This is a genomic window from Bacillus sp. CD3-5, assembly GCF_006349665.1.
In the GTDB taxonomy this organism is placed as follows: Bacteria; Bacillota; Bacilli; order Bacillales; family Bacillaceae_G; genus Bacillus_A; species Bacillus_A paranthracis.
The window spans coordinates 19,107-39,598 of the sequence record NZ_VEPX01000008.1 but is presented as its reverse complement, the minus strand read 5'-3'; the positions used below and the strand labels follow the sequence as shown (position 1 = coordinate 39,598).

Below are 20,492 nucleotides of genomic sequence, written 5' to 3'. Positions count from 1 at the left end.
GTACTTTTCTCCATACTAATACGGATTTCTTTTAAGAAAGGGGGATTTGTATGGGACGCGGGAAAGCATTTGATCATAAGAAAAAAGGGCATGATCACCAACCACCTAAAGGTGCGTTCATTCATAAAGATGTAAATGAACATACTTTGGAAGAGGAAGAGCTACCAGTAAATATTGAAGCGTATAAAAATAGTTTGAAAAAACATTAAAAGCACCTACATAGGTGCTTTTTTTAACGTATATCTTCAATTAATTGTTCTGATTCTTCATGCATACTGTACTCACTTAATACTTGGATACAAAGCCACTTTAATTCTTCAATCGTATGTTCAAGTTCTTCAGGAAGCACATGATGAATGTCTTCAAGTCCCATTCCGAAATGAATAAGTTCAAGTACTTGATCATCGATGTTCCGATCCATTAATAGTTCAAGTACTTCTAAATTGAATATGTATCGGTGAGCTTCATCGAGTGAAACAACTTTTAGCTTTAAGCTTTCTACAATACTCAATATAAAAAGAAGAATTGTTTTTTCAAGAACAGGCTGTTTTCCCATTTGAAATATTAGTTTCATCTTTCACACCTCCACATATAGCGCTAGGTTGTACTATATTATTCAGGAGGGGGGAGCAAATATGCATGATATAGAGAAACTTTCAGTACGGTTTCTGTACGGTCATGGATAGCTGATAAAGTTAAGATTTTTATGAAATGAAAAAATCCTGCTAGTATAGCAGGATAGTTCTGAATTAAAAAATGCTCCAACCTTCTTGAGCAGAAAGAAGTTCAAGAATTTTAAAACCAGCGATACTATTTCCGTTTGCATCTAAAGCTGGTCCGAAAATACCAATTCCCATTTCGCCTTTTACACAGCCGAAAATGCCACCAGCTACACCACTTTTTGCGGGGATACCAACACGAATCGCAAATTCACCAGACTCGTTATACATACCGCATGTAACCATAAATGTTTTACAAATCTTTGTAATATGCTTAGGGATAATTTGTTTTTCCTTATATGGATCATATCCATCCATTGCAAAAATTAAACCGATACGTGCTAAATCGATACAGTTTACCTCAACTGCACATTGACGAGTGTATAAATCCATCAGTTCTTCGATATCACAATCAATAATTCCGTTTTGTTTCATATAGTAACAAAGTGAACGATTTAAGTAAGCTGTCTCTAATTCTGAATTCGCAACTTTAGAAGAATAATTAATAGTAGGATTATCTGTTATTTCACGTACGAAATGAAGAATGCGCTCCATTTTTTCTTCATTATCTTTACCTGCTAACATGCTTGTAATGGCTAGTGCCCCTGCATTAATCATTGGATTAAGTGGTTTAGAAGGACTTGTCGTTTCTAATTTAATAATAGAATTAAATGGATCACCGGTTGGTTCCATTCCAACTTTAGAAAATACATATTCTTCACCACGATCTAAAAGGGCAAGTGCAAGTGTAATTACTTTTGAAATACTTTGAAGAGTGAATAGTGTTTGTGAGTTGCCAGCATGGATGTATTCTGTTTCTTTATGAAAAATGGCAATCCCTAAATCATCTGGATTGGCATTTCCTAGTTCGGGGATATAAGTAGCAAGCTTTCCTTTTTTCGTATATGGTTTTACTTGTTCTAACAACTGTTGTAAGTTGTTTGTCTCAATGCACTGCATAGTACCAACGCTCCTATTTTGAATTAACTAAGTTTACTTTTCCCGATATGCTCGGAAATAAATAATAACATGAAAAAGTGGAATGATAAAACGAAAGTTGCATGTTCTATAGTGGGTCTTTCGTTTCGCGTATTTTGTAGTGAAAAAGGAGAAATTTCCTTTTATATAACAGTTTGGAAATAGGAGATTTATCCATAAAAAATTCAAAAATAAAAACTACACATCTATACAACTATATGTTATTATGGTTATGTAAATAGAAAGCGTTTTCTAAGGCGTACTTATAATGATAACGATTTCATAAATTTGATAGGGGGAATTAAAATGTTGCAGTTTTTACAACGTATTGGTAAAGCGTTAATGCTTCCAATTGCCGTACTACCAGCAGCAGGATTATTGCTTCGTTTAGGACAAGAAGACGTATTTAACATTCCTGTTATGGCACAGGCCGGTGCAGCAATTTTTGATAATTTAGCACTTATTTTTGCAATTGGTGTTGCAATCGGTTTGTCTGTTGACGGTAGTGGAGCAGCTGGACTTGCCGGAGCAATCGGATATCTTGTTTTACAAAATACAACGAATGCTCTAAGTAAGACGTATTCAGCAGCAGAGTTAAATGATAAATTAAAAAGTGTTCAAGATTTAGTCGGTTCAGTAGATCCAACTAAATTAGCAGATACAATGACAAAGGTTTCAAAAGCAGCGGCGTTAACGCCGAAAATTAATATGGCCATACTCGGTGGTATTATTGCAGGGGTTGTTGCTGGGTTACTATACAACAAATTCCATAAGATTAAGCTACCAGAATGGTTAGGATTCTTTGCAGGAAAACGTTTTGTACCAATCATTACTTCAATCGTGATGCTTCTTTTAGGATTAGTATTCGGTCAAATTTGGCCAACGATTCAAAGTGGTATTGATGCAGTAGCACACGGTATCGTGAACTTAGGTTCAATTGGTGCTGGTTTATTCGGATTATTAAACCGTTTATTAATTCCAATCGGTTTACACCACGTAATGAACACATACTTCTGGTTCGTACTTGGTGACTTTACAAATGCAGCTGGCGATATCGTTCATGGTGATATTGCACGCTTCTTTGCAAAAGATCCATCAGCAGGTATGTTCATGACTGGTTTCTTCCCAATTATGATGTTCGGTTTACCAGCAGCATGTTTCGCAATGATTGCAGCTGCTAAACCAGAAAAACGTAAAATGGTTACAGGTATGTTAGGTGGTCTAGCATTAACTTCATTCTTAACTGGTATTACAGAGCCAATTGAATTCTCATTCATGTTCTTATCACCAGTATTATATGGTATTCATGCTGTATTAACAGGTCTGTCTCTATTCATTACAACAACACTTGGCATTCACGATGGTTTCTCATTTAGTGCTGGGGCAATCGATTACTTCTTAAACTTCGGTATTGCAACAAAACCATTGTTACTAGCAGGAATTGGTTTAATTTACGCAGCAATTTACTTTGTAGTATTCTACTTCTTAATTAAGAAGTTCGACCTAAAAACTCCTGGTCGTGAAGATGAAGAGGAAGTAGCTGAAGGCGAAGAAGCTCCAGTTGCAGGTTCAATTGGTGAAACTTACGTAGCAGCTTTAGGTGGAAAAGAAAACTTAACAGTTATTGATAACTGTGCAACACGTCTACGCTTACAAGTGAAAGATGCTGGTCAAGTAAACGAAGCAGCATTAAAACGTGCTGGTGCAAAAGGTGTTATGAAATTAAGTAACACGAGTGTCCAAGTTATTGTAGGTACAAATGTTGAATCTGTTGCCGATGATATGAAAAAACACGTATAAATAATGAGATAAGAGGATATCCGAAAAGATTGATGACATCAATTTTTTTAGAGGATATCCTCTTTTTTTGTTAACAATTTAACAGCAATCTTACTTTTGTAAATTTTCTTTTTCTTTTTTATACATATAGGTTGGTAATATGTGCAGTGCGTGATAAAGTAGGGATGACATAGAATGGCGTATCCATAATCTACTAAAAAAAATCTTTAGTAGAGGGAGTAAATTATTGTTGAGTAAGGGGAAAAAAGCAATCATGGATCAGGAAAAAAATAATGCGAATGGGAAAGCACGTCGGCCGATTGTATACATAAAAAGAACAATCATTATCGTCTTACTATTTTCAGTTGTATATTTCATGTATACAAAAATTGTTGCGCATAATAAGAAAGAAGAAACTTTAAAAGCAGCAGCAGAAATGAAGAAACAAGAAGAGCTAAAAAAGAAAGAAGAAAAAAAGAAGCAAGAAGCACAAAAACAAAAAGAGCAGGAAGAACAAGTGAAGCAAGCACAAGCTGCAGAACAGCCTGCTGAGGGACCACCTCAAGAAGTTAATGAAAACGCTCAATTAGATCAATATTTACAAAATACAGGATTTAGCGGGACAGCGGTTATTGTGAAGAACGGAAAAGTTCTTTTGAATAAAGGATACGGTATGGCGAATAAAGAGAAACAAGTACCGAATAATTCAGAGACAACTTTTTATATTGGTTCTATTTCAAAGGCATTTGTAGCGACTGCTATTATGCAATTAAAAGATCAAAATAAATTAAACGTAGAGGATACGATTGCAAAGTATATTCCAGATTTCCCTCAAGGTAATGGGATTCAGTTAAAACATTTACTAACACATACATCAGGAATTCCAGAGTATGAACAGGGAACAGAGGATATTTCGCATGAAGAACTGATAAAACGAATAGGAAACCAAAAGCGTGTTGGGGGTCCAGGAGAGAAATGGAAGTATTCCGATTCTAACTATTCGATACTCGCCTATATTGCTGAGAAGGTAAGCGGACAACCGTTAGAAGAGTATATTAAACAACATATTTTTGCACCTGCTGGTATGAAACATTCTGGTTTTGGTAGAGAGCTAGAACAAACAAGATTTCCATCGACAGGTTATAAAATAGTAAATAACAATATGACAACACCTAATATTCCAAGTATGTCACAACTATATGGTTGTGGTGATATATATACAAGTGCACACGATTTATATTTATTTAATGAAGCACTCTTCTCTGGAAAGCTAATTTCAAAAGAAAGCTACAATCAAATGTTTACAGGCGGAAAAAAAGATTACGGGTTTGGATGGTACGTAGACCCGGGAAGTTATTCGAATCACGGTGTAATGCCAGGCTGGAACTGTTTAAATGGATTTAGTAAAAATGGTAGTGTGTATGTTGTTTTATTATCTAACATTCAAAACAACATTAAATCTTTTGGTAAAGTGAATAATGACATTTATACGATGTTACGAAATATTGAAGTGTAAGAGACTATCTTTTTAGGTAGTCTTTTTTTTATGTGATTAGAACATATTGTTTCGTTGAAAAATGTATGTCTTACCTATCACAAAAAGAGTCTGCTTTGTATACATTAAGATGTATGGATATGTTTTTATACTTTAAAAATAATAGGAGGAGAAGTGTATGTGTCTGTTCAGTAATTATTGGAAAAAGTTATCGAGATTGTTTAATAGACAATTAGATTATTTTTTAGATAATAAGTTATTGCCTGCTGTGGAAAGACTTTTATTTTCACAAAACTTCGCGAGATTTATTCAAAGAAACTCTAAGCAAGCTACGGAAGAATTTATTGAATCAAGTAAATTTCAATCTATTATTTGTAACATTTTAAAAGAATGTAATACATCACCTTTTAAAGAAATTGCAGAGCAGTATTTGGGTAAAAATGTTGAAATTACTGTGACAGTTGGACAGTTAACGGGTGTAATTGTAGCAGTTGGTGATGATTTCTTAACACTGCAAGAAGGAATAGGAACAGAAGTTTTATTACCATTTACAAGTATTATATCAATTAAAGAAGCGTAAGAAAGGAGAGTTATATATGTTATTTACTGATGAATTACGTAACCATGTTGGTGAACTAGTGCAAGTTGTGACAGCTGTAGAAATCATTGCGGGCGTTCTTTTATCTGTGACGGATGGGGCAGTAATTATTCGTACTTCTCCTTCTTATGGACCACCAGAAGATGTAGCTGTACGTATTCCTATTATTGCTTATGTTCGCTTGGAAGGGTAAGAGTGATACAAGTATGAGAGTGTCAGTTGTGATTCCAGTGCATAATGAAGCAAGTACTTTATCAAAAGTTTTAGTAGAAGTAAGGAAGTTGGAACCATATGAAATTATCATAGTAGATAATGGATCGACAGATGGTACGAAAGAAATAGCGCTACAGCATAATTGTCGTGTGATTTATTATAGATATTCTCTTGGTAATGATGTGGGACGGGCAATTGGCGCTAGAGAAGCAAAAGGTGAAATTGTCTTATTTTTAGACGGTGATATCGTCATGAAAAGTGAAGAATTATATCCTTTTATTAAAGGAATACAACAAGGACATCAAATTGTTTTGAATAACTTAACATGGTCTGTTTATTTAAAAGTACGACCGCATTATACGACGGTTGGAAAATATATGTTAAATCGTTATTTGAACAAGAAAGAATTTGTTGTAGGGTCTTTAATTGCGATACCACATGCAATCAGTCGTGAAGTGATTGAAAAACTAGGGTGGTGGAATTTAGCGGACCCAGCACTATTTCAAGCGATGGCGATGTCTAGAGGAGTAGATATTTCTGATATGGCTTCAGTTGATGTCATTTACACAAATAAAGTTCGTCCTGTCCATACGGGCACATCACCTGGCTCTCCTTATCCGAAAGCGACTAGTCGTATTATGGGTGATCATTTGCGAGCTTTACAATACGTAATCGAAACATACGGTAATCGCGGTGGTTTTTCTAAGGGCAATAAAGATAGGGAGTTTGTAGGAAAGTATAAACCAGTTTTATTGCAAAAGAAAAAAGCGAAATATAGTGCCATTATCCCAGTATCAGAAGAGAAAACAACTATAAGGTCTGTTATACAGGAAGTGAAAAAAGCGGGTGTAGATGAAATTATAGTTGTTGCGAATGGAGCTGCCGTAAAGACCATTAAACAAGTAAAGCTAGAGAATGTTATTGTTGTTGAGTTGGAGGAAACGCTTGGGCATAATGTAGCACGGGCGATAGGGGCCATGTATGCTACGGCAGATATTTGTTTATTTGTTGATAGTGATTTTATTATTCCAGCAACAAATTTAATTCTATTTTTGCGCGCTATTGAAGATGGAAGTGATGTGGCATTAAATGATTTACAGTGTTTATTAGATATGTTTCATCCAGCAGATCCAATTAGCATGGGAAAATATTTTGTGAATTTGATAGCGAAGCGACCAGATTTATGGAATAACTCATTAACAGCAGTACCACACGCTATGCATAAAAAAGTAATAGAGAAAATTGGTTATGATTCTCTTGTGATTCCTCCATTAGCTCAGATAAAAGCTATTTTAGAAGGATTCTCTATTACAGCAGTAGAGTTAGTAGATGTTATAAAAACAAATCGAGTACGTCCAGAGCAACACGAATTTGTAAATGGGCGTATTTCAGCATTTGATCGTATTTTCGGTGATCAAATTGAGGCGATTGCGTATTTATTACAGTGTACGGACGAACGCGGTGGCTTTACGGATGGAGATAGAGATAGAGATATCATTCAACAATTGAGAAGGGAAGAAGAGAATACAAATGAATAGTAGTAAAGTAGCTATTATTGGCTTAGGGTATGTTGGCCTTCCTTTAGCAGTCCATTTTGCAGAGAGAGGGCATACAGTACTTGGGTTAGATAAAGATATTAGAAAAATAGAATCAATTATAAAAGGAGAAAGTTATATTCCGGATGTTTCTTCTAAAGAGTTACAAAGTTTATTGACGAAAAAAAAATTAATAGTAAATACACCGGATCAAGGTATTGCTGATTTTCAAAATAGTGATTATGTTATTGTTACTGTCCCGACTCCAATTAATGAACAAAGAGAACCAGACTTAAGTGCCCTCATTTCAGCCTCACATTATATACAACAAAACCTTCAAAAAGGACAAACCTTCATTTTTGAAAGCTCCACATATCCAGGTACACTCGAGGAAGTTATCATTCCTATTATTTCTCAAACAGGGAAAAAGGTAGGAGAAGATTTCTATATCGGATATTCCCCTGAGAGAATTGATCCGGCTAATAGTCACTATTCTGTTCAAACGATTCCAAAAGTTATTAGTGGACAAACAGAAAAGTGTAAACAAAAAGTTCAGGAGTTGTATAGCACTACATTTGATGTAGTTGTTCCAGTTAGTTCTCCGAAAGTAGCGGAAATGTGTAAGTTATTTGAAAATATTCAGCGCCTAGTCAATATTTCCTTAGTAAATGAGTTAAACACACTATGTGAAAGTTTAGGAATTGATTTTTATGAGGCGCTTGAAGCGGCATCTACAAAACCGTTTGGATTTACTCCATATTGGCCAGGACCAGGAATAGGAGGACATTGTATTCCAGTAGATCCTTTATATTTCCAATGGAGAATAAAAAGAAATGGGGAAATTAGTCAATTAATTGAGGCTGCACATGTGATTAATGAAGAAATGCCAGAGAAAATAGTCAGGAAAGTAAAAGGTATGGTGCAATCACCTGCATCAGTTTTAATTGTAGGAGTTGCGTATAAGAAAGATGTAAATGATTTGAGAGAATCACCTGCTTTACCAATTATTGAATTGTTAATAAAAGAAGGATATGAAATCGAATATCACGATCCATATATTTCTTCTGCAAAGTTTGGAGATAAGGTGTATCAATCTGTTTCTTTGGATGAACAAGTCGTTAAACAAGCGAATTGTATTTTAATTTTAACAGACCACTCTAATATCGATTGGAAGGTTTTTAAAGGGATAAAGCAAGTCGTAGATACACGTGGAATTATAAAGAAGGTGAGTGTATGAGTAAGAAATGTTTAATTACAGGTGGAGCAGGATTTATTGGATCGCATTTAGCTGAAGAGCTGGTGAAAAGAGGTTATGATGTCACTATCGTTGATAACTTCTATAAAGGGAGAAATAAATATCATGATGAGTTAATGAAAGAAATTCGGGTTATTCCAATAAGTGTTTTAGATAAAAATTCTATTTATGAATTAGTAAATCAACATGATGTAGTGTTTCATTTAGCAGCAATTTTAGGTGTGAAAACGACAATGGAAAAGAGTATAGAGCTTATTGAAACGAATTTTGATGGAACGAGAAACATTTTACAAGCAGCGCTAAAAGGAAAGAAGAAAGTAGTTTTTGCGTCTACTTCAGAAGTATATGGTAAGGCAAAGCCACCCTTCTCTGAAGAGGGAGATCGATTATACGGGGCAACTTCTAAAATACGTTGGAGTTATGCAGTGTGTAAAACATTAGAAGAAACATTATGTTTAGGATACGCATTAGAAGGTTTACCGGTAACGATTGTTCGTTATTTTAATATTTATGGTCCAAGAGCGAAAGATGGTCCGTATGCAGGGGTAATCCCGCGATTTATTAGTGCGGCTTTGCAAGGAGAAGACATTCTCGTATATGGAGATGGAGAGCAGACACGTTGTTTTACGTATGTAAGTGATGCGGTAGAGGCAACGATTCGAGCGATGGATGAAAAGGTAAATGGTGAAATTATTAACATAGGTTCTGAGAATGAAAAGAGTATAAAAGAAGTAGCAGAAGTAATTAAAAAACTAACGAAATCTTCTTCGAAAATTGTTCAAGTTCCTTTCGAAGAGGTATACCCACATGGCTTTGAGGAAATTCCAAATAGAAGACCGGACGTAACAAAATTAAAAGAGCTTGTTCAATTTCAGGCGAAAGTAACGTGGGAAGACGGATTGAAGGAAACAATTAAGTGGTTTCGTGAAGAAGACAATGGCTAAGTCATTATCTGTTATTATTCCTGCATGTAATGAAATCGATACGATTTCAGACGTTATTCAATCGGTAAAAGGATTAAATCCATTAGAGATTATTGTAGTAGCAAATGGTTGTACTGATGGTACAGAAACAGTTGCTGAGCATTTAGGATGTAAAGTACTGCGGTATACAGAAAAGCTTGGAAATGATGTTGGACGTGCAGCTGGTGCCAAAGAAGCTATAGGTGATGTACTACTATTTATAGATGGCGATTTTGCTATTCAAACTTCAAAATTACAGTTATTTCTTAATCCGATTTTATACAATCAGGCAGATGTAGTTTTAAATAATTTGGACGCATTATTTTTAAAAAGGCAAAAACCTAATTCTATTACAGTATGGCGCCAAATATTAAATGCAATATTAGAGCGTGAAGAGTTAAAAATTGATTCTTTATTAGCTGTACCTCATGCGTTGACGAAAGAAGTTGTTCAAAGTATTGGATATGAATGTTTTGTTAATCCTATTCTCGCTCATTTACGTCTAGTTCAAAGCAAATGGAGAATTAGTCGACATTGTGCAATTGACGTTATTACGCCAAATAAATTTCGGCCGACCGAGCATGCTGCGTATGGCGCAGGTCTTTCTCATTCTGAAAAACGGATGATAGGTGACCATATAGAAGCTGTAGCCGAGCGAATAGTAGGTAGCGATGAGCGCGGAGGGTATTGTGATGGAAATAGGAAAAGAGATAGTGTCTATCATACTTTAGATTTTGAAGATTTTTATCAAGGATGGGGCGTTACATCTAATTTGTATAAGGGAAAGCAATTATCGGTCATTATTCCTGTACAAGATGAAGAGAAAACAATTGGAAACGTTATAGAAGAACTTCGCAAAATTGAACCTTTTGAAATTATCGTTGTTGTAAATGGTTCGTCTGATCAAACAGCAACGATTGCAAAAGAAAAGGGAGCAACGACAATCGTATATAAAGAAGCACTCGGAAATGATGTGGGGCGCTCACTTGGAACGTATTTTGCAAAAGGAGAAATTGTGTTATTTATAGACGGCGATTTTGTTATTCCAGCGAGTGAGTTATATCCTTTTGCGAAAGCTATTGCAGATGGAACAGATGTTGCATTAAATGATCTAAATCATTATTTAGATTTAAGAGTACCGCTTCATCTTGTAACTGCATTTAAATATGCATTAAATTTAGCTTGTGATAGAAAAGATCTAGGCGTAGGCTCTCTTATCGCTGTACCGAATGCGTTTAGTCGTAAGTGTTTGAAAGAAATTGGATATAGATCTTTACTGGCACCGTGTGTAGCCCAAGTGAAAGCTATTCTTTCAGGATTTGAAGTTGCATGTGTAAGTCGTGTTGAGGTCGATAAGATGAACCGTATTCGTCCCAGTGAACATTTTGCTAAAATAGGTCATCCACCAGCTGTACTTCGAATTATAGGTGATCATATAGAAGGGTTAGAGCAATTAATTGTATTAACAGGCAGTCGTGGTGGATTCCATGATGGAAATAGAAAAAGAGATATTTTATAAGTAACAAAAAAGTGTACAACATATGTACACTTTTTTGTTCTGTTATAAAAAACTATAACAGATTAGGAGATAAGAGTATTACAGCTCTACAATGGGTATTGTTTTTATATTACAAAATAGGACTCGTATATAAGAATACCAAAAAAATACAATTAAGGAAAGGGTTAATTTTAAAGACTTTCAAATGAAGTTAACACTATGTATATAGTAGTTTGCTCAATATTTCACAAACATGTCACAACTATTTCGTTCACTTTCGTAAAAAAGTAGTATTCTAAGTGTGTAAGCTGTTATATAAAAAATCTTAGTCCTGTACTAATCAAAAATGGAGGAGATTAGGATGACTCAAGTATTAGAAAATGTTAAAAACGCATGGGAAAACTTTAAAGGTGAAAAATGGAAAGCAGAGATTGATGTTCGCGATTTCATTTTAAATAATGTAAACGTTTACGAGGGAGACGAATCTTTCTTAGCGGGAGCAACTGAAGCAACGAAACAACTTTGGGATCAAGTAATGGATTTAACAACGAAAGAACGTGAAAACGGTGGCGTTCTTGATATGGATACAAAAATTGTTTCTTCTATTACATCACATGAACCAGGATATTTAAATAAAGAGACTGAAAAAGTAGTCGGTTTCCAAACTGATAAACCATTTAAACGTTCTTTACAACCATATGGTGGTATTCGTATGGCGGAACAAGCTTGTGAATCTTATGGATACGAAATGGATAAAGAGCTTAGTCGTATTTTCAGAGATTGGAGAAAAACTCATAACCAAGGTGTATTTGATGCTTATACACCAGAAATGAGAGCTGCTCGTAAATCAGGTGTTATTACGGGTCTTCCAGATGCATACGGACGTGGACGTATTATCGGTGACTACCGCCGCGTAGCATTATATGGAGTAGATCATTTAATTGAAGCGAAGAAAACAGATTTAAATTTAACTGGTGGTGTAATGAGTGAAGATACAATGCGTTTACGCGAAGAGTTATCTGAGCAAATACGTGCACTTCAAGAGTTAAAACAAATGGCTGCTTCTCATGGCTTTGATATTTCTAAGCCAGCAACAACTGCTCAAGAAGCATTCCAATGGTTATACTTTGCATATCTTGCAGCAATTAAAGAGCAAAACGGAGCTGCAATGAGTCTTGGACGTACTTCTACATTCTTAGATATTTATATTGAAAGAGATTTAGCAAATGGTACTTTAACAGAAGAAGACGTACAAGAAATTGTGGATCACTTCATTATGAAATTACGTCTTGTGAAATTTGCAAGAACACCTGATTATAATGAGTTATTCTCTGGTGACCCAACTTGGGTAACTGAGTCTATCGGTGGTATGGCATTGGATGGTCGTCCATTAGTAACAAAGAACTCATTCCGTTTCTTGCATACATTAGATAATTTAGGACCAGCTCCAGAACCAAACTTAACAGTTCTTTGGTCTAAACAATTACCACAGAACTTTAAAAACTACTGTGCGAAAATGTCTATTAAAACATCAGCAATTCAATATGAAAATGATGACATTATGCGTGCTGACTATGGCGATGACTACGGAATTGCTTGTTGTGTATCTGCAATGAGAATTGGTAAACAAATGCAGTTCTTCGGTGCACGTGCAAACTTAGCAAAAGCATTGCTATATGCGATTAACGGTGGTAAAGATGAAAAATCTAAAGCACAAGTTGGTCCTGAGTACGCACCGATTACTTCTGAAGTATTAGATTATGAAGAAGTTATGCATAAGTTTGATATGACAATGGAATGGTTAGCGGGTCTATATTTAAACACATTAAATGTTATTCACTACATGCACGATAAATATAGCTATGAACGTATTGAAATGGCACTTCACGATACAAATGTTCTTCGTACAATGGCAACAGGTATCGCGGGTCTATCTGTAGTAGCAGACTCTTTAAGTGCAATTAAATACGCAAAAGTAAAACCAATTCGCGATGAAAACGGAATTGCAGTTGACTTTGAAATTGAAGGAGATTTCCCTAAATACGGTAACAATGATGACCGTGTAGATGAAATTGCTGTAAATCTTGTGAAAACATTTATGAATAAACTTCGTAAACACAAAACATATAGAAATTCCGTTCATACAATGTCAATCTTAACAATCACATCTAACGTTGTATACGGTAAGAAAACTGGTAACACTCCAGATGGTCGCCGTACTGGAGAACCATTTGCACCAGGTGCGAACCCGATGCATGGACGTGATACAAAAGGTGCGTTAGCTTCATTATTATCTGTAGCTAAATTACCATATGAAGATGCACAAGATGGCATTTCTAATACATTCTCTATTATTCCAAAAGCACTTGGTAAAGAGGATGAAGTACAAGTACGTAACTTAGTATCAATGCTTGATGGTTATGCAGTAAAAGAAGGACATCACTTAAATATTAACGTATTTAACCGTGAAACATTAATGGATGCAATGGAACATCCTGAGAAATATCCACAATTAACAATTCGCGTATCTGGTTACGCTGTAAACTTTATTAAATTAACTCGTGAACAACAAATCGATGTAATTAACCGTACAATGCATGAAAGCATGTAAATGAAAAAAGTGTCCCTCTGCATTTTATAAATAGCAGAGGGAGGCTGTTTCAATAAAGGAGGAAGTAACATGGTAAAAGGAAGAATTCATTCTGTAGAGTCTTGTGGTACTGTTGATGGCCCAGGAATTCGTTATGTCATATTTACACAAGGGTGTTTATTACGTTGTCAATATTGTCATAATGCTGATACGTGGGAGATCGGTAAAGGAAAAGAAATAACAGTCGAAGAAGTAATGCAGGATGTGACATGTTACCTTCCTTTTATTGAAGCTTCCGGAGGCGGTATAACAGTTAGTGGTGGGGAACCATTATTACAACTAGATTTCTTAATTGAATTATTTAAGAAATGTAAGGAAATTGGAATTCATACAACAATTGACTCTTCGGGTGGTTGTTATTCTGAAGAACCAGAATTCCAAAATAAGCTAGATATTTTAATGGAGTACACAGATTTAGTTTTATTGGATTTAAAACATATTGATTCAAAGAAACATCGTAAATTAACAGGAAAACCAAATGAACATATTTTACAATTTGCTCGTTATTTATCGGATAAAAATAAACCGATTTGGGTACGACACGTATTAGTTCCTGGTGTTACTGATAATGAAGAGGATCTACAAAAGTTATCTAGCTTTATTCAAAGTCTGTCTAATGTTCAAAAAGTTGAAGTGTTACCATATCATAAGCTTGGTGTATATAAATGGGAGGCACTTGGACATAAGTATCCACTTGCGAATGTAGAACCACCTACTGAAAAAAATGTAGAAGAAGCAAGACATATTTTACAAGCAGTCTAATCCAAATATTGGATTAGGCTTTTTGCTTTCTTTACAATAAAACCTAGAGTATATATAGAGAAAAGAGTATACTAAAAATAGAATATCCATATTTTTGTAAGGAATAAGTAGAGAAATTTACATAATTGTAAAGGGAAATCAAAATAGTAAAAAGAATTAAGAAGTAAAAGAGTGAGTATCATGGAATAGAGAACATTTGTAAGTTATTGCGAAAGCTCTTATAGGAAAGTATAATGTAAAGATATGAGCACAGATAGGATTAAGGGGTCAATCTTATATGCTTTGCATATCCACGACAGGTACATAGCTGAAAGAGAAATATTAGAGTCTGTTTATGTAATTTTTAAGGAAAATGTTTTTCCTATTGTCGTATATGCAATATGGAGAAACAATAAGCTAGGAGTGGATTTGTTTGATAAAAAACCCCAAGGTTTTAATATTAACTGCACATTACGGTAACGGTCATGTGCAAGTAGCGAAAACATTAGAGCAAACATTTCGCCAAAAAGGAATTAAAGATGTAATTGTATGCGATTTGTTCGGAGAATCACATCCGGTTATAACCGATATTACAAAATATTTATATTTAAAAAGTTATACAATAGGAAAAGAATTGTACCGCTTGTTTTATTATGGCGTAGAAAAAATTTATGATAAAAAAATAGCATCTTGGTATGCAAATTTTGGAAGGAAACGTTTGAAATTACTTTTACAAGCGGAGAAACCGGATATTGTTATTAATACTTTTCCGATTATAGCTGTACCAGAATTAAAAAAGCAAACAGGTATTTCAATTCCTGTGTATAACGTATTAACGGATTTTTGTGTGCACAAAATATGGATTCATCGGGAAGTAGATCGTTATTTTGTAGCAACTGATCACGTAAAAAAAGTTATGGTTGATATTGGTGTGCCTGCGGAGCAAATTGTTGAAACTGGAATTCCGATTCGTAGTAGTTTTGAGTTAAAGATCAATTCAGATATTATATATCATAAATATCAGTTATGTAAGAATAAAAAGATTTTACTAATTGTAGCAGGTGCTCATGGAGTATTAGGAAGTGTAAAAGAACTATGCCAATCATTTATGTCAGTACCTGATTTACAAGTAGTTGTCGTTTGTGGGAAAAATGAAGCGTTAAAACAGGATTTGGTAGGATTACAGGAAAAAAATCCTGATGCATTAAAAGTATTTGGTTATGTAGAAAATATTGATGAACTATTCCGTGTTACTTCTTGTATGATTACAAAGCCAGGCGGTATTACGTTAAGTGAAGCGGCAGCATTGCAAGTACCTGTCATTTTATATAAGCCTGTTCCAGGACAAGAAAATGAAAATGCGATGTACTTTGAAAGAAAAGGGGCTGCAGTTGTCATTCGTGATGATAGTGAGGTTTTTGCAAAAACAGAGGCGTTATTACAAGATGATATGAGGCTTCTTCAAATGAAAGAAGCGATGAAAAGTATTTATCGTCCAGAGCCAGCTGATCATATTGTGGATACAATTTTGGCAGAAAACCATGTAGAACCGAATCATATACCTATTAAATCACCTGCTCTTGCACAATCATTTACTTAATATGAAACCCTCTTTTGTATGTTTAAAGAGGGTTCTTTATTATTTTCGAAGATAAAGACTTATCCACATGAAGAGTGCGCTTTCATTAAACAGTAAAGTCGGAATATTAACAACTATATCCACATTATCCACAATTTTTAGAAAAATATCCACAATTCTAACATTTGATGTACGTTACAATATATAAACTTTTGAAAGATTTATTCAATTTATTCACAATTCTATAAATTATGTGGATAACGTTATCCACATAAAAAAGGTTCCTTATTTATAAGGAACCTTTTTTACTCTATCACGTAGAAAAAATATGTAATGAGAATGAATAATTAGGGGGGAGAACTTCTAATTATTCATTCTCACTTTAAATACTTTTCGAACGATAACCCGCTGCGCGATCTGCTTTACGAAATTCTCGTTGGTAGAGAACTTCTTGTGTACTAGATAATGCGTTTTTTGTTTTGTCACGTTTCTTTTTATCCATTACAAATCACCTCGTGTCCTAAAGTCACTATTTATCGTTTCCAAAGACATGGGGTGATATACGTATAGGTCAAAATGTTAATGGTTAATTATTATTTCTGAAAATTTAGATTATGCTTCTTTTAAGTGATGAGAATCTTGGAACGTTGTATCTCGCATTGTAGCAAGTGTATATTGATCTTTTGGAATTTCATATAAGTTATATACTTCTTCATTTGCGTTAATTTCATCATAAACGGCTTTTCTTGTTTCGTTTGCTAGATTTACATATTGTAATTTTTCTGCAGCTTTAATAGAACGAATATTTATTTTGCGAATACGCATAAAAATCGTTTCAATATCTAACTCGTAGAAAAGTTCGCTAAAAAATGAATCTTTTGCCAATTTATTGTAGCCTTTTCCGTGATAAGGTTTGCCAAGCCATGTTCCAAGGAATCCGGCTTTTTCTTGCACATCAAATAAAGTAATTGTTCCGATAGGGTTACCCCATTCATCTAAAATTGTACGTGAAATTAATTCCCCACGCTCTTCAGCTTCAATCGTTTGTTTCGTTAAAAATAAATATTCCTCATAAGAATAAGCCTTTTGACGCACAAAAGGGAAGACAGCTGGATCCACCATTAACTCGTATAGAACGTGGCTGTCGTGTAAGTCGCGTTTTTTCAACATACTAACTCCTCCTCACACGAGGGTAGCATGACGAAAAAACACCCCACCCTCGAAATTTTTATATCAATCTTTAAAAAATTTCGGGGTGGGAATCGAACCCACTAGAACCAGTTTCTAACGCTGGTGGCGCACCATTTGCCTTCCCCATTCATCAATTTGAAAATGATAATCACGACACAAATTGATTATGGTTTCATTCAGTTTATAATCGTATAATACTTTATCTAGTCAAAAAAATAAACTAGTTTTTTTTATTTTTTTTGTAAATTATTTTTCCATCAATCATAGTTAGTACAGGCTTGGCTAAATAATGGAAAGGATGATGGGTCCAGAGCACAAGATCAGCGTCTTTTCCAGCCTCAATACTTCCAATTCTATCCTCTAAACGTAAATTTCGCGCTGGAAATATAGTGATTCCTTCTAGTGCAGTTTTTTCGTCTAATCCTTCCCTTACTGCGACAGCAGCACAAATATTTAAATATTGAATGGGTGTATAGGGGTGATCTGTTGTGATGGAAACTTCCACTCCATTTTTTGATAATATATGGTAAGTATCCCATGTTTTATTTTTTAGTTCGATTTTAGAACGGCGTGTAAGCGTGGGGCCAACTGAAACCTTCAAATTGTGTTTTGAAAGTTCTTCAACAATAAAGTGTCCTTCTGTACAATGTTCAATACGTAAATCAAGATTGAACTCTGTTGCAAAGCGTAGAGCAGAACTAATATCATCTGCTCTGTGAGCGTGGATACGTACGGGTATTTCACGGCGTAATGCTTTTAAGATAGGAAGCATTCGAAAATCAGCTTCATGCCCGTAGTGCTGTGCTTCATAGAATGATTCCCGAAGTAATCCCATAATTCCCATACGCGTAATGGACTCTTTTGTGCCATTACTATGGACCTTTTTAGGATTTTCTCCAAAGGCAATCTTTAAACCAGCAGGTTCTTGGATAATCATATGATCAATACAAGTTCCAGCTGTTTTTATTACACAAGTCGTACCACCGATAATGTTTTGACTTCCTGGCATAACGTGAACAGTTGTAATTCCATTTTGTACCGCATCTTGAAATGCAATATCCAAAGGGTGGATTCCATCTAAAGAACGGATATGTGGTGTTGAAACTTCAGACGTTTCATTTGCATCATTGCCAGCCCAACCAGTACCTTCATCATAGAGACCAAGATGGGTATGGACATCAATAAATCCAGGTAAGAGATGAAGAGCACGTGCGTCTATAACTGTCATCTCTTGAGTAGGTTGAATGGAAGGCTTGACCTCAGCAATTTTTTCTCCTATAACGAGTACATCCCCTTGAAATTTTTGGGATGTAATAGGATAGACAATGGCTTGTTTGAGCAATATTTTCATAGGTACCTCATTTCTGTTACTTTATAATGTTAATGGAATGTAAGGGAAAGTAACTGAAAGATTATTTGTGTAATAATGCTCCGGATGCTAGAAAATAAAAGTTTTGAAAGGGCCCTCTGTAAAACTGTGTTTTAGAAGTACTACATTGTATGCGAAAGTATATTTTGTAATGCATGGTCTATTGCCGGAAATGTATATTCATACCCATGCTCAATTGCTTTACTAGGTAATACATGTTGCCCTTCTAGTACAAGTATGCTCATCTCACCAAGTAAAATGCGAAGCATAAATGAAGGGACAGGTAACCAATGAGGTTTTTTCATTATAGCTGCAATGGTTTCTCCGAATTCCTTCATTCTTATAGGGCGGGGAGCTGTAATGTTAAGCGGTCCATCAATTTCTTTTTTGTGTATGATGAAATCAATCAGGCGAACGACATCGTCTATATGAATCCATGATAACCATTGATTTCCAGAGCCAATTGTACCGCCGATATAGAATTGATAGGGGAGTAGCATTTTTGGAAGAGCTCCTCCATCTGCACTTAATACGACTCCAAATCTTGCGTAGATTGTTCGTATTCCGAGAGCGCGTGCTTTGGATGCTTCTTGTTCCCATGAATATACTGTATGTGCTAAAAAGTCATCTCCAGGAGGCTCATGCTGTTCTGTAAAAGACTCGGTTTCAGACGTTCCATAGTATCCAATAGCGCTTGCGTTAATAAATGTGTGCGGTTTTATGGTGAGTGTCTGCAATTGTTTAATGAGTCCTTTTGTCGTTTGAATTCTACTGTTTACAATGGCTTTTTTTTGTTTCTTTGTCCATCTACTATTAATAGACTCTCCAGCTAGATTAATAACTACATCAATAGAAGAGAGAGGGAAGGTTTGTAAATCTGGTGTCCATTGTACGTATTGAAGGTTAGGATCGGAAGTTTCAGTCGTTTTGTTTCGAGTCAGAATGTAAACCGTATATCCTTTTTGAATGAAAAAAGTAGAAAGGTATGTACCGATAAAGCCGGTACCACCAGAAATTGCGATTCTCACAATTATTTCCTCCTCATTATATATATTCTTGAAAAGCAAAAACGTTCCTCGACTATGTTAAAATAATAGAGAGGTGAGAGTATGGCTGTCATTACAAAAATAGAAGTCCAAAAACGATCGAAAGAACGATTTAATATTTATATTGATAAAGGTCAAGGTGAAGAGTACGGATTTAGTGTCAATGAAGTAATCTTAATAAAACACGGATTACAAAAGGGCTTAGAAATTGATGAAATAGCGTTAGGAAATATTTTGTACAATGAAGAGGTACAAAAAGCATATTTACAAGCAATCTCCTATTTATCCTATCAAATGAGAACGAAACTAGAAATAGAAGATTTTTTACGAAAAAAAGAAGTGGGACAGGCCATCATCTCTGAAGTCGTTTCGAAATTATTACATGACCGATATATTAATGATAAAGAGTATGCTATTTTATATACGAGAACGCAAAGCAATGTGAATCGAAAAGGTCCTACTGTTATTAAAAGAGAGTTGTTAAATAAAGGTGTTCAGGATTTAATTATTACGCATAGTTTACAAGAATATCCGAAGGAAAAGCAAATTGAGAATGCTTTAATTCTTATAGAAAAGAAGAAGAAATCTTATCAAAAGCATTCCTTTTTACAAATGAAGCTAAAGTTAGACGAAATGCTTGTTCGGAAAGGATATTCTAGAGATGTGATTCAAATTTGTTTAGAAGAATTGAAAGACGAAAAAGATGACGAAAAGCAACAAGAAGCGTTACACTATCATGGGAATAAATATTATGAGAAATATAAGAAGCATGATGGATGGACATTCGAAAATAAGATGAAACAAGCGTTATATCGCAAAGGATTCTCTATCGATGAAATAGAGGTATTTTTGCAAATGAAACGCGAAGAGGGATGAGGAGAATA

20 protein-coding genes are annotated in these 20,492 nt (G+C 35.0%); 14 read left to right on the top strand and 6 right to left on the bottom strand.

Annotated features, from left to right (window positions below):
• The first annotated feature begins 50 nt into the window (after positions 1 to 50).
• Positions 51 to 209: a hypothetical protein gene (locus FH036_RS27160; RefSeq protein WP_000532409.1), complete on the top strand. Its 159-nt coding sequence runs from the start codon at positions 51 to 53 to the stop codon at positions 207 to 209.
• 23 nt (positions 210 to 232) lie between these two features.
• On the opposite strand, the gene FH036_RS16350 is transcribed toward FH036_RS27160, so the two are convergent.
• Both FH036_RS16350 and glsA read right to left on the bottom strand, forming a co-directional pair.
• Complete coding sequence (locus FH036_RS16350) at positions 233 to 574, bottom strand: DUF3969 family protein (RefSeq protein WP_000766603.1); 342 nt, start codon at positions 572 to 574, stop codon at positions 233 to 235.
• A 175-nt stretch (positions 575 to 749) separates the two neighbouring features.
• Entirely contained in the window at positions 750 to 1,679 is a 930-nt protein-coding gene (gene glsA / locus FH036_RS16345; RefSeq protein WP_001149852.1) for a glutaminase A, read from the bottom strand.
• Between the two features lie 69 nt (positions 1,680 to 1,748).
• Here glsA and FH036_RS27570 point away from each other — a divergent pair, with 69 nt between their 5' ends.
• The 12 genes from FH036_RS27570 to FH036_RS16280 all read left to right on the top strand — a co-directional run bounded on the left by FH036_RS27570 (position 1,749) and on the right by FH036_RS16280 (position 16,023).
• Positions 1,749 to 1,862, top strand: coding sequence for a hypothetical protein (locus FH036_RS27570; protein ID WP_002020305.1), 114 nt, complete (start codon positions 1,749 to 1,751; stop codon positions 1,860 to 1,862).
• Positions 1,863 to 2,003: 141 nt separating this feature from the next.
• Positions 2,004 to 3,497, top strand: a complete 1,494-nt coding sequence (gene nagE, locus FH036_RS16335) for an N-acetylglucosamine-specific PTS transporter subunit IIBC (protein ID WP_000938880.1) — start codon at positions 2,004 to 2,006, stop codon at positions 3,495 to 3,497.
• Between the two features lie 253 nt (positions 3,498 to 3,750).
• On the top strand, positions 3,751 to 4,992 hold the full coding sequence (locus tag FH036_RS16330) for a serine hydrolase domain-containing protein (protein WP_044790796.1): 1,242 nt from the start codon (positions 3,751 to 3,753) through the stop codon (positions 4,990 to 4,992).
• 157 nt (positions 4,993 to 5,149) lie between these two features.
• Positions 5,150 to 5,551, top strand: coding sequence for an LSm family protein (locus FH036_RS16325; protein ID WP_044790795.1), 402 nt, complete (start codon positions 5,150 to 5,152; stop codon positions 5,549 to 5,551).
• 16 nt (positions 5,552 to 5,567) lie between these two features.
• On the top strand, positions 5,568 to 5,762 hold the full coding sequence (locus FH036_RS16320; protein WP_000899467.1) for an LSm family protein: 195 nt from the start codon (positions 5,568 to 5,570) through the stop codon (positions 5,760 to 5,762).
• A 13-nt stretch (positions 5,763 to 5,775) separates the two neighbouring features.
• Positions 5,776 to 7,320, top strand: coding sequence for a glycosyltransferase family 2 protein (locus FH036_RS16315; RefSeq protein ID WP_139896026.1), 1,545 nt, complete (start codon positions 5,776 to 5,778; stop codon positions 7,318 to 7,320).
• Complete coding sequence (locus FH036_RS16310) at positions 7,313 to 8,554, top strand: nucleotide sugar dehydrogenase (RefSeq protein WP_044790794.1); 1,242 nt, start codon at positions 7,313 to 7,315, stop codon at positions 8,552 to 8,554. Before FH036_RS16315 ends, FH036_RS16310 begins: the two co-directional genes overlap by 8 nt.
• On the top strand, positions 8,551 to 9,516 hold the full coding sequence (locus tag FH036_RS16305) for an NAD-dependent epimerase/dehydratase family protein (protein ID WP_139895994.1): 966 nt from the start codon (positions 8,551 to 8,553) through the stop codon (positions 9,514 to 9,516). Before FH036_RS16310 ends, FH036_RS16305 begins: the two co-directional genes overlap by 4 nt.
• Positions 9,509 to 11,053, top strand: a complete 1,545-nt coding sequence (locus tag FH036_RS16300) for a glycosyltransferase family 2 protein (RefSeq protein WP_044790844.1) — start codon at positions 9,509 to 9,511, stop codon at positions 11,051 to 11,053. Before FH036_RS16305 ends, FH036_RS16300 begins: the two co-directional genes overlap by 8 nt.
• Before the next feature lie 340 nt (positions 11,054 to 11,393).
• Complete coding sequence (gene pflB / locus FH036_RS16290; RefSeq protein ID WP_000195490.1) at positions 11,394 to 13,643, top strand: formate C-acetyltransferase; 2,250 nt, start codon at positions 11,394 to 11,396, stop codon at positions 13,641 to 13,643.
• A 69-nt stretch (positions 13,644 to 13,712) separates the two neighbouring features.
• Entirely contained in the window at positions 13,713 to 14,444 is a 732-nt protein-coding gene (pflA, locus tag FH036_RS16285) for a pyruvate formate-lyase-activating protein (protein WP_000238474.1), read from the top strand.
• Between the two features lie 412 nt (positions 14,445 to 14,856).
• Positions 14,857 to 16,023, top strand: a complete 1,167-nt coding sequence (locus FH036_RS16280) for a diglucosyl diacylglycerol synthase (RefSeq protein WP_139895993.1) — start codon at positions 14,857 to 14,859, stop codon at positions 16,021 to 16,023.
• Positions 16,024 to 16,384: 361 nt separating this feature from the next.
• On the opposite strand, the gene FH036_RS16275 is transcribed toward FH036_RS16280, so the two are convergent.
• The 4 genes from FH036_RS16275 to FH036_RS16260 form a co-directional block, all read right to left on the bottom strand.
• Positions 16,385 to 16,504: a YfhE family protein gene (locus FH036_RS16275; protein WP_000358485.1), complete on the bottom strand. Its 120-nt coding sequence runs from the start codon at positions 16,502 to 16,504 to the stop codon at positions 16,385 to 16,387.
• A gap of 110 nt (positions 16,505 to 16,614) precedes the next feature.
• Positions 16,615 to 17,172 carry a GNAT family N-acetyltransferase gene (locus FH036_RS16270; protein WP_000914738.1) on the bottom strand — a complete coding sequence of 186 codons (558 nt, stop codon included), beginning with the start codon at positions 17,170 to 17,172 and terminating at the stop codon, positions 16,615 to 16,617.
• Between the two features lie 241 nt (positions 17,173 to 17,413).
• A complete protein-coding gene (locus tag FH036_RS16265) occupies positions 17,414 to 18,544 on the bottom strand; it encodes an amidohydrolase (RefSeq protein ID WP_000698305.1) in 1,131 nt (376 codons plus the stop codon).
• A 140-nt stretch (positions 18,545 to 18,684) separates the two neighbouring features.
• Positions 18,685 to 19,590: a TIGR01777 family oxidoreductase gene (locus tag FH036_RS16260; protein WP_001216947.1), complete on the bottom strand. Its 906-nt coding sequence runs from the start codon at positions 19,588 to 19,590 to the stop codon at positions 18,685 to 18,687.
• An 81-nt stretch (positions 19,591 to 19,671) separates the two neighbouring features.
• Between FH036_RS16260 and recX the strand changes: the two genes are divergently transcribed.
• The gene (recX, locus tag FH036_RS16255; RefSeq protein ID WP_000268519.1) at positions 19,672 to 20,484 is read left to right on the top strand and encodes a recombination regulator RecX; all 813 of its coding nucleotides are present in this window, start codon (positions 19,672 to 19,674) and stop codon (positions 20,482 to 20,484) included.
• Positions 20,485 to 20,492: the final 8 nt, after the last annotated feature.

Excerpts from the sequence above, each read along its gene's own strand:
- FH036_RS27570 (WP_002020305.1), top strand. The coding sequence starts at position 1,749 with ATGAAAAAGTGGAATGATAAAACGAAAGTTGCATGTTCTATAGTGGGT.
- FH036_RS16315 (WP_139896026.1), top strand. The coding sequence starts at position 5,776 with ATGAGAGTGTCAGTTGTGATTCCAGTGCATAATGAAGCAAGTACTTTA.
- FH036_RS16350 (WP_000766603.1), bottom strand. The coding sequence starts at position 574 with ATGAAACTAATATTTCAAATGGGAAAACAGCCTGTTCTTGAAAAAACA.
- FH036_RS16320 (WP_000899467.1), top strand. The coding sequence starts at position 5,568 with ATGTTATTTACTGATGAATTACGTAACCATGTTGGTGAACTAGTGCAA.
- FH036_RS16300 (WP_044790844.1), top strand. The coding sequence starts at position 9,509 with ATGGCTAAGTCATTATCTGTTATTATTCCTGCATGTAATGAAATCGAT.
- FH036_RS16265 (WP_000698305.1), bottom strand. The coding sequence starts at position 18,544 with ATGAAAATATTGCTCAAACAAGCCATTGTCTATCCTATTACATCCCAA.
- FH036_RS16270 (WP_000914738.1), bottom strand. The coding sequence starts at position 17,172 with ATGTTGAAAAAACGCGACTTACACGACAGCCACGTTCTATACGAGTTA.
- FH036_RS16330 (WP_044790796.1), top strand. The coding sequence starts at position 3,751 with ATGGATCAGGAAAAAAATAATGCGAATGGGAAAGCACGTCGGCCGATT.
- FH036_RS27160 (WP_000532409.1), top strand. The coding sequence starts at position 51 with ATGGGACGCGGGAAAGCATTTGATCATAAGAAAAAAGGGCATGATCAC.
- pflA (WP_000238474.1), top strand. The coding sequence starts at position 13,713 with ATGGTAAAAGGAAGAATTCATTCTGTAGAGTCTTGTGGTACTGTTGAT.
- FH036_RS16325 (WP_044790795.1), top strand. The coding sequence starts at position 5,150 with ATGTGTCTGTTCAGTAATTATTGGAAAAAGTTATCGAGATTGTTTAAT.
- recX (WP_000268519.1), top strand. The coding sequence starts at position 19,672 with ATGGCTGTCATTACAAAAATAGAAGTCCAAAAACGATCGAAAGAACGA.
- pflB (WP_000195490.1), top strand. The coding sequence starts at position 11,394 with ATGACTCAAGTATTAGAAAATGTTAAAAACGCATGGGAAAACTTTAAA.
- glsA (WP_001149852.1), bottom strand. The coding sequence starts at position 1,679 with ATGCAGTGCATTGAGACAAACAACTTACAACAGTTGTTAGAACAAGTA.
- FH036_RS16305 (WP_139895994.1), top strand. The coding sequence starts at position 8,551 with ATGAGTAAGAAATGTTTAATTACAGGTGGAGCAGGATTTATTGGATCG.
- nagE (WP_000938880.1), top strand. The coding sequence starts at position 2,004 with ATGTTGCAGTTTTTACAACGTATTGGTAAAGCGTTAATGCTTCCAATT.
- FH036_RS16275 (WP_000358485.1), bottom strand. The coding sequence starts at position 16,504 with ATGGATAAAAAGAAACGTGACAAAACAAAAAACGCATTATCTAGTACA.
- FH036_RS16310 (WP_044790794.1), top strand. The coding sequence starts at position 7,313 with ATGAATAGTAGTAAAGTAGCTATTATTGGCTTAGGGTATGTTGGCCTT.